The organism is Paraglaciecola sp., from assembly GCF_051252315.1.
Lineage (GTDB): Bacteria > Pseudomonadota > Gammaproteobacteria > Enterobacterales > Alteromonadaceae > Paraglaciecola.
Genome location: NZ_JBPOFP010000105.1, coordinates 1 through 16,272, shown reverse-complemented (window position 1 = coordinate 16,272; position 16,272 = coordinate 1). Strand labels below are relative to the sequence as shown.

Annotated in this window: 18 protein-coding genes and 3 tRNA genes; 18 read left to right on the top strand and 3 right to left on the bottom strand. The window is 39.0% G+C overall.

The window, feature by feature from the left end:
- From rpoE to ACSHXM_RS17115, 10 genes are all read left to right on the top strand, one after another.
- Positions 1 to 437 (top strand): RNA polymerase sigma factor RpoE (rpoE, locus tag ACSHXM_RS17160; protein WP_435690736.1); only part of this gene is annotated, 437 nt, incomplete at its 5' end.
- A 61-nt stretch (positions 438 to 498) separates the two neighbouring features.
- Complete coding sequence (locus ACSHXM_RS17155) at positions 499 to 1,107, top strand: sigma-E factor negative regulatory protein (RefSeq protein ID WP_435690734.1); 609 nt, start codon at positions 499 to 501, stop codon at positions 1,105 to 1,107.
- Complete coding sequence (locus ACSHXM_RS17150) at positions 1,085 to 2,116, top strand: MucB/RseB C-terminal domain-containing protein (RefSeq protein WP_435690732.1); 1,032 nt, start codon at positions 1,085 to 1,087, stop codon at positions 2,114 to 2,116. The genes ACSHXM_RS17155 and ACSHXM_RS17150 overlap by 23 nt, the downstream gene beginning before the upstream one ends.
- Before the next feature lie 8 nt (positions 2,117 to 2,124).
- Complete coding sequence (locus ACSHXM_RS17145) at positions 2,125 to 2,613, top strand: SoxR reducing system RseC family protein (RefSeq protein WP_435690730.1); 489 nt, start codon at positions 2,125 to 2,127, stop codon at positions 2,611 to 2,613.
- Between the two features lie 162 nt (positions 2,614 to 2,775).
- A complete protein-coding gene (gene lepA / locus ACSHXM_RS17140) occupies positions 2,776 to 4,572 on the top strand; it encodes a translation elongation factor 4 (RefSeq protein WP_435690727.1) in 1,797 nt (598 codons plus the stop codon).
- Positions 4,572 to 5,480 carry a signal peptidase I gene (gene lepB, locus ACSHXM_RS17135; protein WP_435690725.1) on the top strand — a complete coding sequence of 303 codons (909 nt, stop codon included), beginning with the start codon at positions 4,572 to 4,574 and terminating at the stop codon, positions 5,478 to 5,480. The genes lepA and lepB overlap by 1 nt, the downstream gene beginning before the upstream one ends.
- The gene (rnc, locus tag ACSHXM_RS17130) at positions 5,481 to 6,167 is read left to right on the top strand and encodes a ribonuclease III (protein WP_435690723.1); all 687 of its coding nucleotides are present in this window, start codon (positions 5,481 to 5,483) and stop codon (positions 6,165 to 6,167) included.
- Positions 6,157 to 7,062, top strand: coding sequence for a GTPase Era (gene era, locus ACSHXM_RS17125; protein ID WP_435690721.1), 906 nt, complete (start codon positions 6,157 to 6,159; stop codon positions 7,060 to 7,062). Before rnc ends, era begins: the two co-directional genes overlap by 11 nt.
- A gap of 3 nt (positions 7,063 to 7,065) precedes the next feature.
- Entirely contained in the window at positions 7,066 to 7,707 is a 642-nt protein-coding gene (gene pdxH, locus ACSHXM_RS17120; protein ID WP_435690719.1) for a pyridoxamine 5'-phosphate oxidase, read from the top strand.
- Positions 7,708 to 7,714: 7 nt separating this feature from the next.
- Positions 7,715 to 8,500 carry a TatD family hydrolase gene (locus ACSHXM_RS17115; RefSeq protein WP_435690717.1) on the top strand — a complete coding sequence of 262 codons (786 nt, stop codon included), beginning with the start codon at positions 7,715 to 7,717 and terminating at the stop codon, positions 8,498 to 8,500.
- 9 nt (positions 8,501 to 8,509) lie between these two features.
- Here ACSHXM_RS17115 and ACSHXM_RS17110 read toward each other — a convergent pair whose 3' ends face one another.
- On the bottom strand, positions 8,510 to 9,136 hold the full coding sequence (locus ACSHXM_RS17110) for an AhpA/YtjB family protein (protein WP_435690715.1): 627 nt from the start codon (positions 9,134 to 9,136) through the stop codon (positions 8,510 to 8,512).
- 152 nt (positions 9,137 to 9,288) lie between these two features.
- Between ACSHXM_RS17110 and ACSHXM_RS17105 the strand changes: the two genes are divergently transcribed.
- Genes ACSHXM_RS17105 through ACSHXM_RS17090 form a run of 4 tightly spaced genes read left to right on the top strand, consistent with a single transcriptional unit; the run spans position 9,289 to position 13,863 of the window.
- Positions 9,289 to 10,212, top strand: a complete 924-nt coding sequence (locus ACSHXM_RS17105) for an ABC transporter ATP-binding protein (protein WP_435690713.1) — start codon at positions 9,289 to 9,291, stop codon at positions 10,210 to 10,212.
- Positions 10,212 to 10,946, top strand: a complete 735-nt coding sequence (locus ACSHXM_RS17100; protein WP_435690711.1) for an ABC transporter permease — start codon at positions 10,212 to 10,214, stop codon at positions 10,944 to 10,946. Before ACSHXM_RS17105 ends, ACSHXM_RS17100 begins: the two co-directional genes overlap by 1 nt.
- 14 nt (positions 10,947 to 10,960) lie before the next feature.
- Positions 10,961 to 12,847 carry a GldG family protein gene (locus ACSHXM_RS17095; protein ID WP_435690738.1) on the top strand — a complete coding sequence of 629 codons (1,887 nt, stop codon included), beginning with the start codon at positions 10,961 to 10,963 and terminating at the stop codon, positions 12,845 to 12,847.
- A 2-nt stretch (positions 12,848 to 12,849) separates the two neighbouring features.
- Positions 12,850 to 13,863, top strand: a complete 1,014-nt coding sequence (locus ACSHXM_RS17090; protein ID WP_435690709.1) for a DUF4340 domain-containing protein — start codon at positions 12,850 to 12,852, stop codon at positions 13,861 to 13,863.
- 13 nt (positions 13,864 to 13,876) lie between these two features.
- Here ACSHXM_RS17090 and ACSHXM_RS17085 read toward each other — a convergent pair whose 3' ends face one another.
- Positions 13,877 to 14,419 (bottom strand): DUF1415 domain-containing protein, encoded by a 543-nt coding sequence (locus ACSHXM_RS17085; RefSeq protein ID WP_435690707.1) that lies wholly within the window; start codon positions 14,417 to 14,419, stop codon positions 13,877 to 13,879.
- Positions 14,420 to 14,427: 8 nt separating this feature from the next.
- On the bottom strand, positions 14,428 to 15,282 hold the full coding sequence (gene folD / locus ACSHXM_RS17080) for a bifunctional methylenetetrahydrofolate dehydrogenase/methenyltetrahydrofolate cyclohydrolase FolD (RefSeq protein WP_435690705.1): 855 nt from the start codon (positions 15,280 to 15,282) through the stop codon (positions 14,428 to 14,430).
- 161 nt (positions 15,283 to 15,443) lie between these two features.
- Between folD and ACSHXM_RS17075 the strand changes: the two genes are divergently transcribed.
- The 4 genes from ACSHXM_RS17075 to ACSHXM_RS17060 all read left to right on the top strand — a co-directional run bounded on the left by ACSHXM_RS17075 (position 15,444) and on the right by ACSHXM_RS17060 (position 16,193).
- Positions 15,444 to 15,704, top strand: a complete 261-nt coding sequence (locus tag ACSHXM_RS17075) for a DUF5062 family protein (protein ID WP_435690703.1) — start codon at positions 15,444 to 15,446, stop codon at positions 15,702 to 15,704.
- Positions 15,705 to 15,875: 171 nt separating this feature from the next.
- A tRNA-Pro gene (locus tag ACSHXM_RS17070) sits at positions 15,876 to 15,952 on the top strand.
- A 21-nt stretch (positions 15,953 to 15,973) separates the two neighbouring features.
- Positions 15,974 to 16,050, top strand: a tRNA-Arg gene (locus ACSHXM_RS17065).
- Between the two features lie 67 nt (positions 16,051 to 16,117).
- Positions 16,118 to 16,193: transfer RNA gene (locus tag ACSHXM_RS17060), tRNA-His, on the top strand.
- Positions 16,194 to 16,272: the final 79 nt, after the last annotated feature.

Here is a 16,272-nt window from a genome sequence, read left to right as displayed (position 1 = left end):
ATGTAGCACAAGAAGCCTTTATTAAAGCGTATAAAGCTTTACCCAATTTTAGAGGTGATAGCGCATTTTATACATGGCTATATAGAATAGCGGTTAATAGCGCTAAAAATTATTTGGTTTCTCAAGGGAGAAAGCCACCGGCAAATGATGTTGATGCCGAAGAAGCGGATTATTATGATGGCAGTGATGCTTTAAAAGAAAATAATTCGCCAGAAAAAAGTTTGATGTCCGAACAAATGGAAAAGTTGTTATTTGAAGCGATGGATAAGCTTCCGGAGGATTTACGTATGGCAATTAGTCTGCGTGAGCTGGAAGGAATGAGTTACGAAGAGATTGCTAATGTTATGGATTGCCCAGTAGGAACAGTAAGATCTAGGATCTTTAGGGCACGAGATGCATTAGATAAAGTTATTCAACCTTTACTTATGAACGATTAAGTTTGGTTTATTAAGCCAAAATTTATTAATATAAGAATTAAATTAGCGGGAACCATATTGTATGTCGCAAAAATTTGAAAATTTATCAGCTTTAATTGATGGAGAAGAATTGTCTTCTGATGATGTCATTGAGGCGGTTAAAGGTGATGCAGATTTAATGCAAAAATGGAAAAACTATCATTTAATCCGTGATGGTTTACGCAAGGAACTCCCTAGTGAACTTAACTTTGATATAGCGGGTAACGTAGCTAAAGCGTTAGAAAGTGAGCCAGCTATATTAGCACCTAAGAAAACATGGCGTGAATTGCCTCTTGTTAGCAGTGTTATCCCTTTTGCTAAGCAAGGTGGACAAATGGCAGTTGCTGCATCAGTAGCGGTTGCTATGATTTTAGGTGTGCAGCAAGTGAATCAACCCGATATTGAGCAACCTTTCAGTGCGGCTCCTCCTATTTTAGGAATTAAAGGTGGTTTGTCTCCCGTTAGTTTTGAACAAACTCGTTCAGCACCTAAAACTGATGTAGCTGAACAAAAACGTCGTATGCAAGCTTATTTTATTGATCATAAAGAACAAATGCGTTTTAAAACCTTCCAAGTTCCGGTTGTAGTGCCTGAATCCACTTCACAAACTGAAGGAGCAGAGTCAGATCTTGCTGAAAGTACTCCTGAATAATATAACTAGCAGAGCATTTTGTGCTCTGCTGGTTTTCTCAAGTGTTTCTTCACCTCTATATGCTCAAGAAGGTGAACAGAATTTACCAATAACAAACTCCCCATTAAGCGAATATCCAATCGATAGTGCTCAAGCTTGGTTGACGAAAATGTCAAAAGCTAGTCAATCACTTAATTATTCATCAACTTTTGTGTTACTTAAGCCTGGAGTGGATTCGCAACCGTACCTTTGGCGTCATGGTGTGACAGATGAAGGGGTTGAAATGGAAGAGCTGAATTTGCTTAACGGTGCAGGGAAAAAAGCACTGCGGGTAGGGGATAAGGTCAGTTATTTTGAACCTAATTTTCCACCTTATAGTTTATTGTCAGCGACGGTTAATGGTCCTTTCCCTAGCCAATTCTTTCGTCATCCAGAAAAATTATTTGTTGGTTATGATTTTGTGATGGTGGGGCGCAGCCGAATTTCAGGTAGAGCAGCTCAACAAATCAGAATTATAAGTAAAGACAAAACCCGCTATGGTTTAAATGTGTGGTTAGATCAAGAAACAGGTTTGTTACTTAAAATGAACATGTTTAATCTTAAAAACCAGTTAATGGAACAAATTCAAGTTACTGGGCTTAAAGTGACCGAGCAACCCGATCCTTTTTTCAGCAAAATTGAACCGGGTATGTTGCCAGAAGTAGTAAATGTCGAACAAAACAAAAAAACAAATTCACCTTGGGAAATCGCGTATTTGCCCGTTGGTATGAATTTGGTTAAACGTGAGTTAAGGCGTTTGTCTATTACCAGTGAAGTTGTTGAGTATGTGATGTTAAGCGATGGTTTGGTTGATGTTTCTGTTTATATTCAAGAAAACGTCAAACCCAAGTTAGCAGGAAATATGGTTGGTTCTAATCAAACAGATACTTTATTCAATATCCAAAACGGACCATTGAACATAACTATTATTGGTAAAATTCCAGTTGCCACCGCGAGTGCGATTGCCACTTCTATTAAACGGCAGTCATAGGCCCGTTTATGCTTGAAGAAATTGGCATAATTAGTGATATCAAGAAGGATAGTGCCCAGCAAACCATTTGGGTTGAAACTCAGGTTAAAACTACCTGTGGTAGTTGTGAAGCTCAATCCAATTGTGGTACCGGAGCTATCGCTAAAGTACTCGCTAATAAAGCTGAAAAGTTGCAATTTAAGTTTCAGGGTGAGGTCAGTATTGGGCAAAAAATTAAAATAGGGATCCCTGAAGAAAGCGTATTGAAAGCGTCTACTTTAGTTTATATGCTGCCTCTTTTTGTGTTGATTTTTTCTGCTGTTATCGCACAACAAATGTTCAAACACATTGGTTTAAACGCTGAAATTTGGACTATTGCTTTTGCCTTCATCAGTGCTGGAATGTCTTTTGTGGCAATTAGCTCTTATTTGAAGTCGTCAAAACTTAATGATTTTTATCCCCGAATACTTTCTGTCATCCCTCCTGATAGCCAAAATATTAAAATAAAGCAGCTGTAAGTACGACTTTCCCAAAAACATTTACTTTGTGATGTCGCAAAGTAAGTGATTACACTGTAAAATCGCGGCCTATTTAATCAATTGTACCTACAGCTAAACTTAATTTATGAATTGATTTTAGCTGTAGGGAAACAAGCAAACTTGGTAATTTCCGAAAACTTTATGCAACACAAGCACATACGAAACTTTTCTATCATAGCTCACATCGATCACGGTAAATCTACTTTATCGGATCGTCTTATCCAACATTGTGGCGGTTTAGCCGATAGAGAGATGGCTGAACAAGTTCTCGACTCTATGGATATAGAAAGAGAGCGTGGCATCACCATTAAAGCACAAAGTGTAACTTTAGATTATAAAGCTAAAGATGGTGAAACTTACCAACTTAACTTTATCGATACTCCTGGTCACGTTGATTTCTCATATGAAGTTTCTCGTTCGTTAGCCGCATGTGAAGGTGCATTATTAGTCGTTGATGCAGGACAAGGCGTAGAGGCACAAACTTTAGCCAATTGTTACACCGCCATAGATATGGATATGGAAGTGGTTCCCATCTTAAATAAGATTGATTTACCGCAAGCTGAACCAGAACGTGTAGCAGAAGAAATCGAAGATATTGTTGGAATCGACGCCCTTGATGCAGTGCGTTGTTCAGCTAAAACGGGTATTGGAATAGAAGACGTTTTAGAAGTCATTGTAAAACAAGTTCCACCACCAGAAGGTGAAATAGAAGCTCCATTAAAAGCACTAATTGTGGATTCTTGGTTTGATAATTATCAAGGTGTAGTGTCACTTGTTCGTATCGTACAAGGCCAATTACGCAAAAACGACAAGATTAAAATCATGTCTACAGATGGTATCCACCAAGCCGATAAAGTAGGCATATTTACCCCTAAAGAAAAAGATACCGGTATCCTAAAAGCTGGTGAAGTAGGGTTTGTGATAGCGGGTATCAAAGAGATCCATGGCGCGCCAGTCGGAGACACCATTACCTTAGCTCGTGACTCAGCCATTGAACCTTTACCTGGTTTCCAAAAGGTTAAACCACAAGTTTATGCCGGTATGTTCCCCATTAGTTCTGATGATTATGAAGATTTCAGAGATGCCTTGGCTAAATTAAGCTTAAACGATGCGTCATTATTTTTTGAACCAGAAAGCTCATCTGCTCTAGGATTTGGTTTTCGAATCGGTTTCTTAGGCATGTTGCATATGGAAATCATTCAAGAACGTTTAGAACGAGAATACGATCTAGATTTGATTACGACGGCCCCAACAGTGGTATATGAAGTGGAAACAAAAGGTGGAGAAGTGACCTATGTTGATAATCCATCTAAATTGCCGTCCGTGAATGACATCGAAGAAATTAGAGAGCCAATTGTAGAAGCTCACATACTTGTGCCACAAGAGTTTTTGGGTAATGTTATTACCTTATGTGTGGAAAAACGCGGCATGCAAACCAGCATGACCTATCACGGCAAACAAGTCGCAGTGGTTTATGATATTCCGATGGCGGAAGTGGTCATGGACTTTTTCGACCGTTTAAAATCAACTAGCCGAGGGTTTGCTTCTCTTGATTACAACTTTAAGCACTTCCAAGCAGCAGAAATGTCTCGTCTTGATATTATGATTAACGGCGAACGTGTAGATGCATTAGCCATGATCACTCACAAAGATAATGCAGTGACGCGCGGTAGGCAGTTAGTTGAAAAACTCAAAGAACTGATCCCTAGACAAATGTTTGATATTGCTATTCAAGCTGCAATAGGCAATACGATTATTGCTAGAAGCACCATCAAGCAGTTGCGTAAAAATGTAACGGCAAAATGTTATGGTGGTGATATCAGTCGTAAGAAAAAATTATTACAGAAACAAAAAGATGGTAAAAAACGTATGAAGTCAGTGGGTAACGTTGAACTTCCGCAAGAAGCATTTTTAGCATTGCTTAAGGTAGGAAAATAATGGCTAATTATTTCTCAATAATGTTGGTGATAGTGACGGTTACATCGGGTCTTATCTGGTTAATCGATAGTTTATTATTTGCCCAAAAGCGTCAAGATAGAATGGCCATTGCGGGAAATGCTGCTAGCGGAACATCCGAGTTAGAGCAAGATCCTCAATTGCCGTGGTTAGTCGACACTGCTCAACAGATCTTTCCTGTTATCGCTTTTGTATTGGTATTACGTTCATTTTTATACGAACCATTTCAAATACCTTCTGGTTCAATGATGCCTACACTTTTAGTGGGTGATTTTATCTTAGTTGAAAAGTATACCTATGGTTTGAAAGATCCCGTTATGCGCAAAAAGTTTGTTGATTTGGGTGCGCCGGAACGTGGTGACGTGGTGGTATTTAAATATCCAGTTAATCCTTCTCTTGATTACATAAAAAGAGTGGTTGGTTTACCAGGTGATACCGTTATTTATCGCGATAAACAGATCAGCATTAAGCCAGCTTGTGATACTGCTGATAACTGTGCACCACTTAAAAAAGTGGAGTTGAAATTTGAAAGTAGGGGCGAAGTGTATCAACAGTTTGCTCCTTTAGAAAAGTACACAGAACAGTTAGGTGAAGTGTCTCATCAAATATACAAAAAACCAGGACGCACCAATCATAGCAGTCGCTATTACCCTCAACCCGGCACACAGTCAGATGAGTGGATTGTGCCTGAGGGCCATTATTTTGTTATGGGCGATAATAGAGATAATAGTGAAGATGGAAGATTTTGGGGATTTGTCTCTGATGACCATTTAGTCGGCAAGGCTGTCGCAATTTGGATTAGTTTTGAATTCGAACGTGCTCCAGATAGCTGGTTACCTAGTTGGGTACCTACGGGCGTGCGCTTTGAAAGAGTTGGCGGCATTATTTAGATGCAGGCCATCGACCCATTTTTATCTTTATACAAACGGTTAGGTTATACCTTTTCAAACGCGTCTAATTTGGAGTTGGCACTAACCCATAGAAGTGCTAACAAAAATCACAACGAACGTTTAGAGTTTTTAGGCGATGCCATTTTGGGTATGGTCATAGCCAAAGTGTTGTATCAGCGGTTTCCAAAACAGCCAGAAGGTAAACTCACTAGAATGCGTTCTAGCTTAGTTAAAGGCGATACATTAGCCGAAGTGGCGCGTGAATTTGAACTAGGTGATTTGTTATTGCTGGGTCCTGGAGAACTAAAAAGCGGTGGATTTCGCCGCGATTCTATTTTAGCTGATGCAGTTGAAGCCATTATAGGTGCTATATATTTAGAAGCGGGAATGGACACCAGTGAATTGCTTATCTTGAATTGGTTTTCTACACGCATCGAAAACCTAGATCCTGAGGCTGTGTCTAAGGATGATAAAACACGTTTGCAAGAATATTTACAAGGTCAGAAGCAGCCGCTGCCTGTCTATGAAGTAACAGACATAAAAGGCAAATCACACGATCAAACATTTTACGTCAATTGCACCGCTGCGGGTCTTGAAAAGACAATCACAGGTGTTGGAAATAGTCGTCGTAAAGCTGAACAAAAGGCTGCTAGACAAGCCTATGAGATATTAACTAATGGAAAATAATACATTCTGTGGAATGATTGCCATAGTAGGGCGACCAAATGTTGGAAAATCTACCTTACTGAATAAGTTGTTGGGTCAAAAAGTCAGCATTACCTCTCGCAAACCTCAAACCACCCGTCATCGTATTATGGGAATTGACTCACAAGACAACAAACAAGCTATTTATGTCGATACGCCGGGTTTACATATTGAAGAAAAGCGAGCCATTAATCGTTTTATGAACCGGGCAGCGTCAAGTTCTATCGCAGATGTTGGGTTAATCTTGTTTTTGGTTGAAGGAACAAAATGGACCGATGATGATCAAATGGTTCTAACTAAAATTCAACAAGCTAATGTGCCTTGTTGGTTGATCGTCAACAAATCAGACAATGTTAAAGACAAAGAAACTATGATGCCGCATTTAAAGTGGTTAGGTGAGCAACATAACTTTGAGCAGATTATGCCTATTTCAGCGAAAACGGGTAAAAATGTAGAAGAGTTGCGCTCCTTGATCTTAGACACTTTACCAGAAAGCGATTTCTATTTTCCTGAAGACTACATAACCGATCGCTCTAGCAGATTTATGGCCGCTGAAATTGTCCGTGAAAAGTTAATGCGCTTTACTGGCGACGAGTTACCTTATTCAATTACAGTAGAGATTGAACAGTTTTTGTTAGCCGAGAACGGCGTTTATCGTATCAACGGATTAATTCTGGTAGAACGAGATACGCAAAAAAGTATGGTGATAGGTAAAGGTGGCCAAAAACTTAAGACTATTGGCGCCGAAGCGCGAAAAGATATGGAAGCGTTATTTGATACTAAAGTGTATTTAGAACTTTGGGTTAAAGTGAAATCAGGTTGGGCAGACGACGAAAGAGCATTACGCAGTTTAGGGTATGGTACAGAAGGTCAATAAACGTTGAAAGAAATTAGCGACATCCGCCGCCAGTATTCACAAGCTGGCCTAGATAACTCTGATCTTACCTCTGAGCCATTTACATTATTTGAAAAATGGCTAAAAGAAGCGGTTGACGCCGATATCGTTGATCCTACGGCTATGACTATTGCGACAGTCGATGCAGAAGGTCAGCCTTCTCAGCGCATTGTATTATTAAAAGATTTCAGTAAAAAAGGATTTGTCTTTTACACCAATACAGAAAGTAAAAAAGCCACAGATTTAAAACATAACCCTAAGATTTCTTTGCACTTCCCATGGCATTCATTAGAAAGACAAGTGAAAGTTTATGGTGTGGCTAAACCTTTAGGCTCAGTAGAAGTAGCCAAATATTTTATGTCACGTCCTAAGCCTAGCCAGCTTGCGGCTTGGGCTTCGGCGCAAAGCCGCCCAGTGAACAGTAAACAGGTATTAATGGAGAAATTTGCCCAAATTAAAGACAAGTTCTCTAAAGGAGAAGTACCCTTGCCATCTTTTTGGGGAGGATATGTAGTGGTGCCTCATAAAATTGAATTTTGGCAAGGCGGAGAAGATCGTTTACACGATCGTTTTATGTATAGTAAAAATGCTCAGGGGATTTGGCAAACTGAACGTTTGATGCCTTAGTTTTGGTATGAAAGACACGCCCGCTTTTATCGATAGTCACTGCCATTTGGACTTTCCTTGCTTTGATAGCGATAGGCAAAATATATTAGCCCAGTGCAGTCGGTTAGGGGTTTCAAATATTATTGTTCCAGGTACGCAATTTAGTGGTTGGAATAATCAAATCAATTTAGCAAAAAGCTACTCACAAATTAAAGTAGCTCTAGGCCTACATCCGTATTTTTTAAAACATTATAAAACTGAACACTTAGACTATTTGCAAACTTTACTTTTCGAGCAAAAAAATAAGATTGTGGCATTAGGAGAAATAGGTTTAGATGCGGTGGTAGACATTGATTGGGATATTCAATTAGAAGTATTTTCTCAACAGCTTGAATTGGCAAAAACGTTTTCTTTGCCGATAATCTTGCATCACCGTAAAACCCATAACGAACTTATCCAACAGCTAAAGTCACAACGATTCACTAAGGGTGGCATTGTGCATGCATTTAGTGGCAGTTTACATCAAGCTGAAACCTATATTGATATGGGGTTTAAGTTGGGTGTAGGAGGCGGGATCACCTATCCTCGGGCTAACAAAACACGCTTGACTCTCAGTCAAGTTCCACTATCAAGTTTAGTATTAGAAACAGATGCGCCAGATATGCCACTAAATGGAAGACAAGGAAAGAGAAACTCTCCAGAATACTTACCAGAAGTGTTTGATTGTTTGGTCGAACTTAGAGCTGAAAGCGCGCCGCTGATACGTCAAAAGTTATATCAAAACACAAAATATGCGTTAACGAATATGAATTAGTGTTTCAATCTAAACTTGATCTTGAACACTTGAATCGCTTTTATTTTTTTGTCGGTATTTAAATTTGTAAAATGCTCTGGCAATTAAAACTCCCACTCCAAGTGCTAATAACATCAATACTATTAGCTGCTGATTTAACTGGGTTTGATAATCACTGTGGTAGGCCATGACCATTTCTTCTTTTAGTAATATTCTTAGATACCCGATTAACTGACCGTTATGCTGAATGTTTTTAACAAACACTAGCGGTTTGTTCTTATTGAGCTTAAATGCTGCAACCACTGAAGAAGACGTTTGATTATTGACTAATTGTCTGCCTTTCTCATCAAATAAAGAAGCACTCAAAACGTGAGGATCGTTATGAACAAACATAAGCTGATTAGCTAATGTTTGTGAGTCTTCAGATAAAATCGATTCTGCTAATACGTTTGCCGATAATGAAGAAAGGCTCTCACCAAGCTGATTCGCTTGTTTATTGTGCCAATCAATCGACTGGTTGGTACTAATTAACCAAAGATTAACGCAGATAATGACTGCAATTATCACTAACAGAAGGTTAGCCATTCGCTTAAATACAGAGTATTTACTAGGAATTTCTATGCTTGGCAGTGAAGCAGTGTGTTTTAAATTTTCCATGAGCAAACAATAAGCTAGTTCGAAGTGTTTTCCAAGAAAATTAAAATTAGATTTTTTCGTAAACTTTCGTTGTTATGTATTGAAAATAAAGTGATAAACACCATCTTATGGTGAGCAGAATTCTAGATATTATTGGTCATTATAGGATTGTTATGATCTCAGTAAAAAATTTATGTAAGTCATTTGACGGTTATACGGCCGTAGATAACCTTAGTTTTGATATTAAGCCTGGGGAAGTTGTAGGATTTCTTGGACCAAACGGTGCCGGTAAATCTACCACTATGAAGATGATAACTGGATTTTTACCACCTAGTCGTGGTGATATTCAAGTATGTGATATGTCATTTGCTAATGCTTCTTTAAAAATAAAACAAAAAATCGGTTACCTTCCAGAAGGGGCTCCGGCATATGGTGAAATGACACCCTTACAATTTTTATCTTTTATTGCTCGTATTAGGGGCTTTAAAGGGGCCGAAAAAGATAATCGAATTGAAAAAGTGATTGAACAAGTTGAATTACAAGAAGTATTAGATAAGCCCATCGAAAACTTGTCTAAGGGGTTTAAGCGTCGAGTGGGTTTAGCACAGGCGCTTATTCACGACCCAGAAATATTAATTTTGGATGAGCCTACTGATGGCCTAGATCCTAATCAAAAACATCAAGTTAGAGAGCTGATTAAAAACTTAGCTAAAGACAAAATTGTTATTATTTCGACCCATATTCTCGAAGAAGTCACGGCAGTTTGTAATCGCGTCATGATAATTGCCAAGGGTAAATTATTATTTGATGACACGCCTAATGCATTGCATAAGTTATCCAAATACCATGGTGCAGTCACCTTACATTTTAGTTATCGGGCAGATGTCTCTGAACTAGCTGAGTTAGATGGTGTTGAGAGTATGGAAGAGGATTTAAAATCGGGAAGAGTGACTTTGTTTCCAAAACCAGATGAACATATTTTGCATTTGGTGACGGCTCATGCACAACGCTGCAAACTGCCTGTTGATAGTTTATTTGTAGAACAAGGGCGATTAGATGAAGTGTTTAGAAAGATTACTCAAGAGGTTGCTGAATAATGGGTAATATTAATATTTTGTTTAAGCGGGAATTTTCTAGCTTTTTTGCTTCTCCTGTTGCTTATGTCTTTATCGGAATTTTTTTGATTCTCTGTGCAGTATTTAGCTTTTTTATTGGAGGTTTGTACGAACGAGGCCAAGCTGATTTGTTACCATTTTTTAATTTTCATCCTTGGTTGTACTTATTTTTAGTACCGGCTATTGCCATGCGAAGTTGGTCCGAGGAACGAAAAAGTGGCTCCATTGAATTGTTAATGACCCTGCCTGTCAGCACTTGGCAAGCGATGTTGGCAAAACACTTGGCTGCATGGGCGGTGTTAGGTTTATCACTCATATTAACCTTCCCGTTATGGTTGACCGTTAATTATTTAGGTAGCCCAGATAATGGCATTATAGTGGCTGCTTACATTGGTAGCTGGTTAATGTCTGGCGCTTTTTTGGCAATTGGTTTGTGTATGTCTGCCTTAACTAAAAACCAAGTGATTGCCTTTATATTGTCCGTGGTGGTGTGTTTTGTCTTTGTTGTTAGTGGCAGTAATATTGTATTAGATGCGTTTAAATCATGGGCGCCTAGTGTGTTAATCGATACTGTAGCTTCATTTAGTTTCTTAACGCATTTTGATGCGATGGCCAAAGGAGTTATTGCACTGGATGATGTAGGTTATTTCCTTTTAGTGACTGTGTGCTGGTTGTTTGCCGGTTTAGTGTTAATCGAACAAAAGAAGGCAGACTAATTATGCGAAATAATATACAAAGTAAATTTACCTCTACTATCAGTATTATCTTAATAGCAATACTATTTGTTGCCTTAGTGTTTATTAATAATCAGTTGTTGTCTTCTGTTCGTTTAGATTTAACTGAAAATCAAGTTTATTCACTGTCTGATGGCAGTAAACAAATCATTCAGGAAATTGATGAACCTATCAATTTATACTTTTTCTTTTCTGACAAAGCTTCTAAAAATATGACAAGTTTGCGTAATTACGCAAATCGAGTAGAAAGTTTACTCACTGAATACGAAACCTTAGCAGCAGGAAAGCTTAAATTACATGTATTAGACCCTGAAGCTTTCTCAGAACAAGAAGACCAAGCTAGCCAATATGGGTTAACTGCAGCCAATTTAGGCACTGCAGGCGAAGCAATCTATATGGGGTTAGCGGCAACCAATTCTCTAGATGAACAACAAACCATAGCGTTTTTTGACCCTCAAAAAGAAAATTTTTTAGAATACGACATCAGTAAATTAATTCACCAGTTAAGCGAACCTGAAGCTGTTCATATTACTGTATTAACTGATTTGCCCATTTCTGGTGGACAAAATCCAATGACAGGTCAAGCTGATCCAGCATGGACTTTTTTCTCACAATTAGAGCAATTATATTCAGTTGAAAAGTTTGCTAATGACATAAGTGAACTGCCTGAAAATACCGATGTTTTAGTGTTAATTCATCCGCAAAATTACAGCGATGAACTAACTTATGCGATTGATCAATATGCACTAGAAGGTGGAAGAGTCTTAGCCTTTGTCGATCCTCACAATGAGTCTGATCCAATGGCAATGATGGCCGGAGCCATGCCTGAGGGAAATTCTTCAAATTTGCAAAAATTATTTACCGCTTGGGGTGTTGAGTTTAACCATGAAAACGTATTGTTGGATGCTTTGGCTGGGCTTGATATTCGTACACAAGCAGGTGATGTAACACGACACTTTGGGTTTGTTGGTTTTAATACCGAGCAACTCGATAGAAAAGACATAGTCAGTGCTAATTTAGAACTAATAAATGGTGCGTCCTTCGGTGTGTTTAGCAAAACACCAGCTAGTGCATCAAATTGGAAGCCCATCATTCAGTCAACGGTAAATTCCGATCTTATAGACGTTGAAACCTATGCCCAAACAACAGAACCAGATGATTTGGCTAATGTTTATCAATCTAATAATAAGCAATATGTATTGGCTGCTAGGTTGTCGGGTAAAGCGGATAGTGCGTTTGCACAAGCGCCTGAAGGCAGCTACGTTGGCTCTCATACTGAATCCACCAAAAAGCTTAATGTGTTAGTTGTTGGCGATACCGATATGTTGGTTGATCGGTTTTGGGTTCAACAATCGAATTTTTTCGGTCAGGTGATTGCAACCCCTTTTGCTAATAACGGCGATTTTTTCACTAATGCTGTTGAAAACTTAGGTGGGAGTGACGCTTTAATTAGTGTTCGAAGCCGTGGTACTTTTGCTCGTCCATTTACTAAAGTGGATGAATTAACCCTTGTTGCCGAACAAAAGTTTCGTGAGCAAGAACAGTTGCTACAAAGTCAGTTAGATGAAACTGAACAGCAACTGATGCAATTGCAAGCACAGCAAGGTGATGATGGCTCTTTGGTTATATCTCCGCAACAACAAACCGCCATAGATCAATTTATGCAGCAGAGAATAAACATTCGAAAATCTTTGCGAGACGTACGTCATCAACTTGATAAGGATATTGAAAGTTTAGGTAATAAATTAAAATTGCTGAATATTGCTGTTGCACCGTTAATATTAATTCTATTCCTAGTGGCGCTACGTGCATTAATTAGAACAAAACCTAAAAAAGCCAAAGCCGGAAAACATGAAGTGGTAAGCAGTGAGCAAGGAGCATAACAGTGAATAAACAATTAGCAGTCTTGTTTTGTATTGTTGTACTTGCCTTAGGAACAGGAGGATGGTTGTTGCAACAACCGACAACTGAAGGGTTAGAGGGTGAACTATTGTTTGTAGATTTATCTCAAAAGGCAAACAAAATTGATCGTATTCAGATTGAAAACAGTTCCGGTACCTTACTTAACGCCTATTTAAGTGAAGGTAATTGGATTGCAAAAGTAGGGTATACAGATCTTACTTATCCGGCTGACCAAGCCAAACTTGCTTCCTTAGTTTCTGTGTTGTTACAAGCCAAGTTAGTTGAAGCTAAAACAAAAAATAAAAGTAAATATTTTCGACTTGGAGTACAGGGAGTTGAAATAGAAGATAGTATGGCCAGGTTGGTTACCATCAATGCGGGTGATGATTCTTGGCAAATATTGGTTGGTAATAAGTTTAGTGTCGGTGACGGTACTTATGTACGCTTTCCAAAACAAACACAAAGCTGGAGATTAGATAAAACTATTGATTTGCCATTAGAGCCTTTTGGCTGGCTAACTCATCCAATTTTGCCTATTTCAGCGCAAGATATCCTAGGTATATCAAGGACAGACAATAACCAATGGAAAATAGATAAAAATCAAGAAAACTATGAGCTTAGTGATCTTCCCGATAACAAAGAGCTTAAGTACGAAAGTATCTTGAACGGCTTTGTCGCAAACTTAGCTAGTTTAGACTACGAAGAACTAGTTGAAGCTGAGAGTTCTTTTGTCGATTCTTTAGAAGTTGAGGCTAGATTTGAAGTGTTTACTCAAGAGTCTGGCGTCTTTAACCTCATTTTAAGTCAAGCAAAAGATATACATTACGTGCACCTAGAATCAACGGACAACCATGATCTGTGGCAAAAGGGGTATTACCAAATTTCTAGTTATTCGGCTCAACAATTAAATAAGTCGATTGAAGATTTTGTAAGTGACCTGCCGCTAGAAAATGAAGAAGTAAACATTGAAGTGGTTGAAGAAGAAATCCCTAAGTAAATAAATGAAACTTTTAGTCACTTTTATTTAATAGAGCCTGTAGTTTTTTGGTACCGAGTTCTCTAGCTTTATTAATATTATTTTCGGGGATCTGTTCTGGGTTTGCATAGAGCTTTAACACTTGCTCTAAACTTGATTCCCGTAAAATATGTAATATAGGGTAGGGGGCGCGATTCGTATAATTAGCTGGGTCGTCTTCGGGCTCGCCCTCAAAACAATAATCGGGATGGAAGGTAGCTAGCTGATAAATACCTCCGTAGCCTCCTTGTTCTAACATGCCATTCGCGTAATCGACTAAATCAAGATAGTCATCAAAACGACTAAAACCTTCAGAAAATATAACCAGAGTAGTTTGTAGCTCTGGCTGTTGGTCTAACAAACTAAATTGCTGAATGAGTAGCTCAAGGCTTTCGCCAATATCTTGATTATCTGAAACACAATAGTGGACTGTTTGTCGTTGCATTTCTTTTTTAGCAAAAGGACAAAAATTTAATCCAATGATGATTGTGTTTATCCAGTGTTTAACTGAATCAATCACTTCGCTATTTTTGTTCATTATCAGAACTAAGAGTGGAACTTAACGTAAGCTTCTAATGTGTTTTCAATCAAACTGGCGACCGTCATTGGTCCAACACCACCGGGAACAGGCGTAATCCAGCCCGCACGTTCAGATGCACTTGCAAATTCGACGTCTCCACTTAGGGTTCCGTCTTCATTTCTGTTTATGCCTACATCGATAACAATGGCCCCTTCTTTGATCCAATCACCAGGAATAAAGTTAGCTTTGCCTACCGCAACCACTAATAGATCAGCACGGGCTACATGTGCACGTAAGTCTTGGGTAAATTTATGGCAACTGGTAACAGTACAACCTGCTAAAAGTAATTCCATAAACATAGGACGACCGACGATATTGGAAGCGCCCACTATAACCGCGTCCATGCCTTTAATCGGGCGTTTACTCGATTCAATCAGTGTCATTATACCTTTGGGGGTACAAGGGCGTAATGAAGGAATACGCTGGGCCAATCGGCCAATATTGTAGGGATGAAACCCATCAACATCTTTATGCGGGTCAATTCGTTCCAATATTTGTTCTTTGTCTAAGCCTGCAGGTAAGGGTAATTGCACCAAAATACCATCAATACTTTCGTCTGCATTTAATTGATCGATAATCTCAAGTAACGAATCCTGCGAAGTATCTGCTGGCAAATCGAATGACTTAGAAATAAACCCAACTTCTTCACAGGCCTTGCGCTTTTTATTCACGTAAACTTGTGAAGCAGCATCACTGCCCACTAATACCACAGCCAGTCCTGGCGCTCTTTTTCCTGAAGAAACGATTGCGTCAACTTGAGTAGCGACATTTTCACGTATTTGTTTGGCGACTAAAACGCCATCGATTTTTTGTGCAGGCATGGGAAACTAAATCAGAATTTTAATTGCGGCTATTGTCCCATACTGCACCCCGTATTCGCAATTCGGATTGGATAAAAAGCTGACAATTTGATAATAATTCTTAAGTCAATTCATTCGCTTAATGTTATAACGTGTTTAATATTAAGCACAGGAGGGAAATTTTGAAAAAAATACCTAATGAAACACAGTTATTAAAAAAGGCTTTGGTAGTAGGAGAGGCATACGCCAAAAATAGAGGTTTTAAAACGTTTTCTGCATCAGATGCGTCAAAACACAAAGTAGAATGTATTTATAGGTTGTTAGTTAATGATAAGTTGATTACGCCATTACCCGTAGATGGAGAAGATTTATTAAGTATGAAACACAAATTGGCAGTGTGGCTTAAAAATAAATTACCTAAAGACCATGAGCTATTAAAATAGATATACGCTAATAAGTTGTTTATTTTGTATTCATAGTGTCGTAATTCTGCTCGTTTTGTATTGATTTTGAGCAAACGAATTAAAATTTTAAAAAAGTGTTTGACGAGGTAGGGGGGCGGCTGTAATATGCGCCTCCTCGAAACGAGATAGAGAAATCGCTTCGGGTTAAGTCGGTGAGTAGCGCAGCTTGGTAGCGCACTTGGTTTGGGTCCAAGGGGTCGTAGGTTCGAATCCTATCTCACCGACCATCTTTCTCAACTAACACCTTAGGTTCCATAGCTCAGCTGGATAGAGCAACGCCCTTCTAAGGCGTGGGTCGAAGGTTCGAATCCTTCTGGGACCGCCATTTAGTTTAATTTACTTATACTATGGTGTGAACAAAGGATGAGAAAGTTAACTGCAGGTTTACTGTGGTGAGCGTAGCTCAGTTGGTAGAGCCCCGGATTGTGATTCCGGTTGTCGTGGGTTCGAGCCCCATCGTTCACCCCACTCGCGGGAGTGGTGGAATTGGTAGACACGCTGGATTTAGGTTCCAGTGCTTCACGGCGTGAGAGTTCGAGTCTCTCCT

Bases quoted from the DNA above. Each gene is read 5' to 3' on its own strand.
- ACSHXM_RS17155 (WP_435690734.1), top strand. From the start codon at position 499: ATGTCGCAAAAATTTGAAAATTTATCAGCTTTAATTGATGGAGAAGAA.
- ACSHXM_RS17145 (WP_435690730.1), top strand. From the start codon at position 2,125: ATGCTTGAAGAAATTGGCATAATTAGTGATATCAAGAAGGATAGTGCC.
- lepA (WP_435690727.1), top strand. From the start codon at position 2,776: ATGCAACACAAGCACATACGAAACTTTTCTATCATAGCTCACATCGAT.
- lepB (WP_435690725.1), top strand. From the start codon at position 4,572: ATGGCTAATTATTTCTCAATAATGTTGGTGATAGTGACGGTTACATCG.
- rnc (WP_435690723.1), top strand. From the start codon at position 5,481: ATGCAGGCCATCGACCCATTTTTATCTTTATACAAACGGTTAGGTTAT.
- era (WP_435690721.1), top strand. From the start codon at position 6,157: ATGGAAAATAATACATTCTGTGGAATGATTGCCATAGTAGGGCGACCA.
- ACSHXM_RS17115 (WP_435690717.1), top strand. From the start codon at position 7,715: ATGAAAGACACGCCCGCTTTTATCGATAGTCACTGCCATTTGGACTTT.
- ACSHXM_RS17110 (WP_435690715.1), bottom strand. From the start codon at position 9,136: ATGGAAAATTTAAAACACACTGCTTCACTGCCAAGCATAGAAATTCCT.
- ACSHXM_RS17105 (WP_435690713.1), top strand. From the start codon at position 9,289: ATGATCTCAGTAAAAAATTTATGTAAGTCATTTGACGGTTATACGGCC.
- ACSHXM_RS17100 (WP_435690711.1), top strand. From the start codon at position 10,212: ATGGGTAATATTAATATTTTGTTTAAGCGGGAATTTTCTAGCTTTTTT.
- ACSHXM_RS17085 (WP_435690707.1), bottom strand. From the start codon at position 14,419: ATGAACAAAAATAGCGAAGTGATTGATTCAGTTAAACACTGGATAAAC.
- folD (WP_435690705.1), bottom strand. From the start codon at position 15,282: ATGCCTGCACAAAAAATCGATGGCGTTTTAGTCGCCAAACAAATACGT.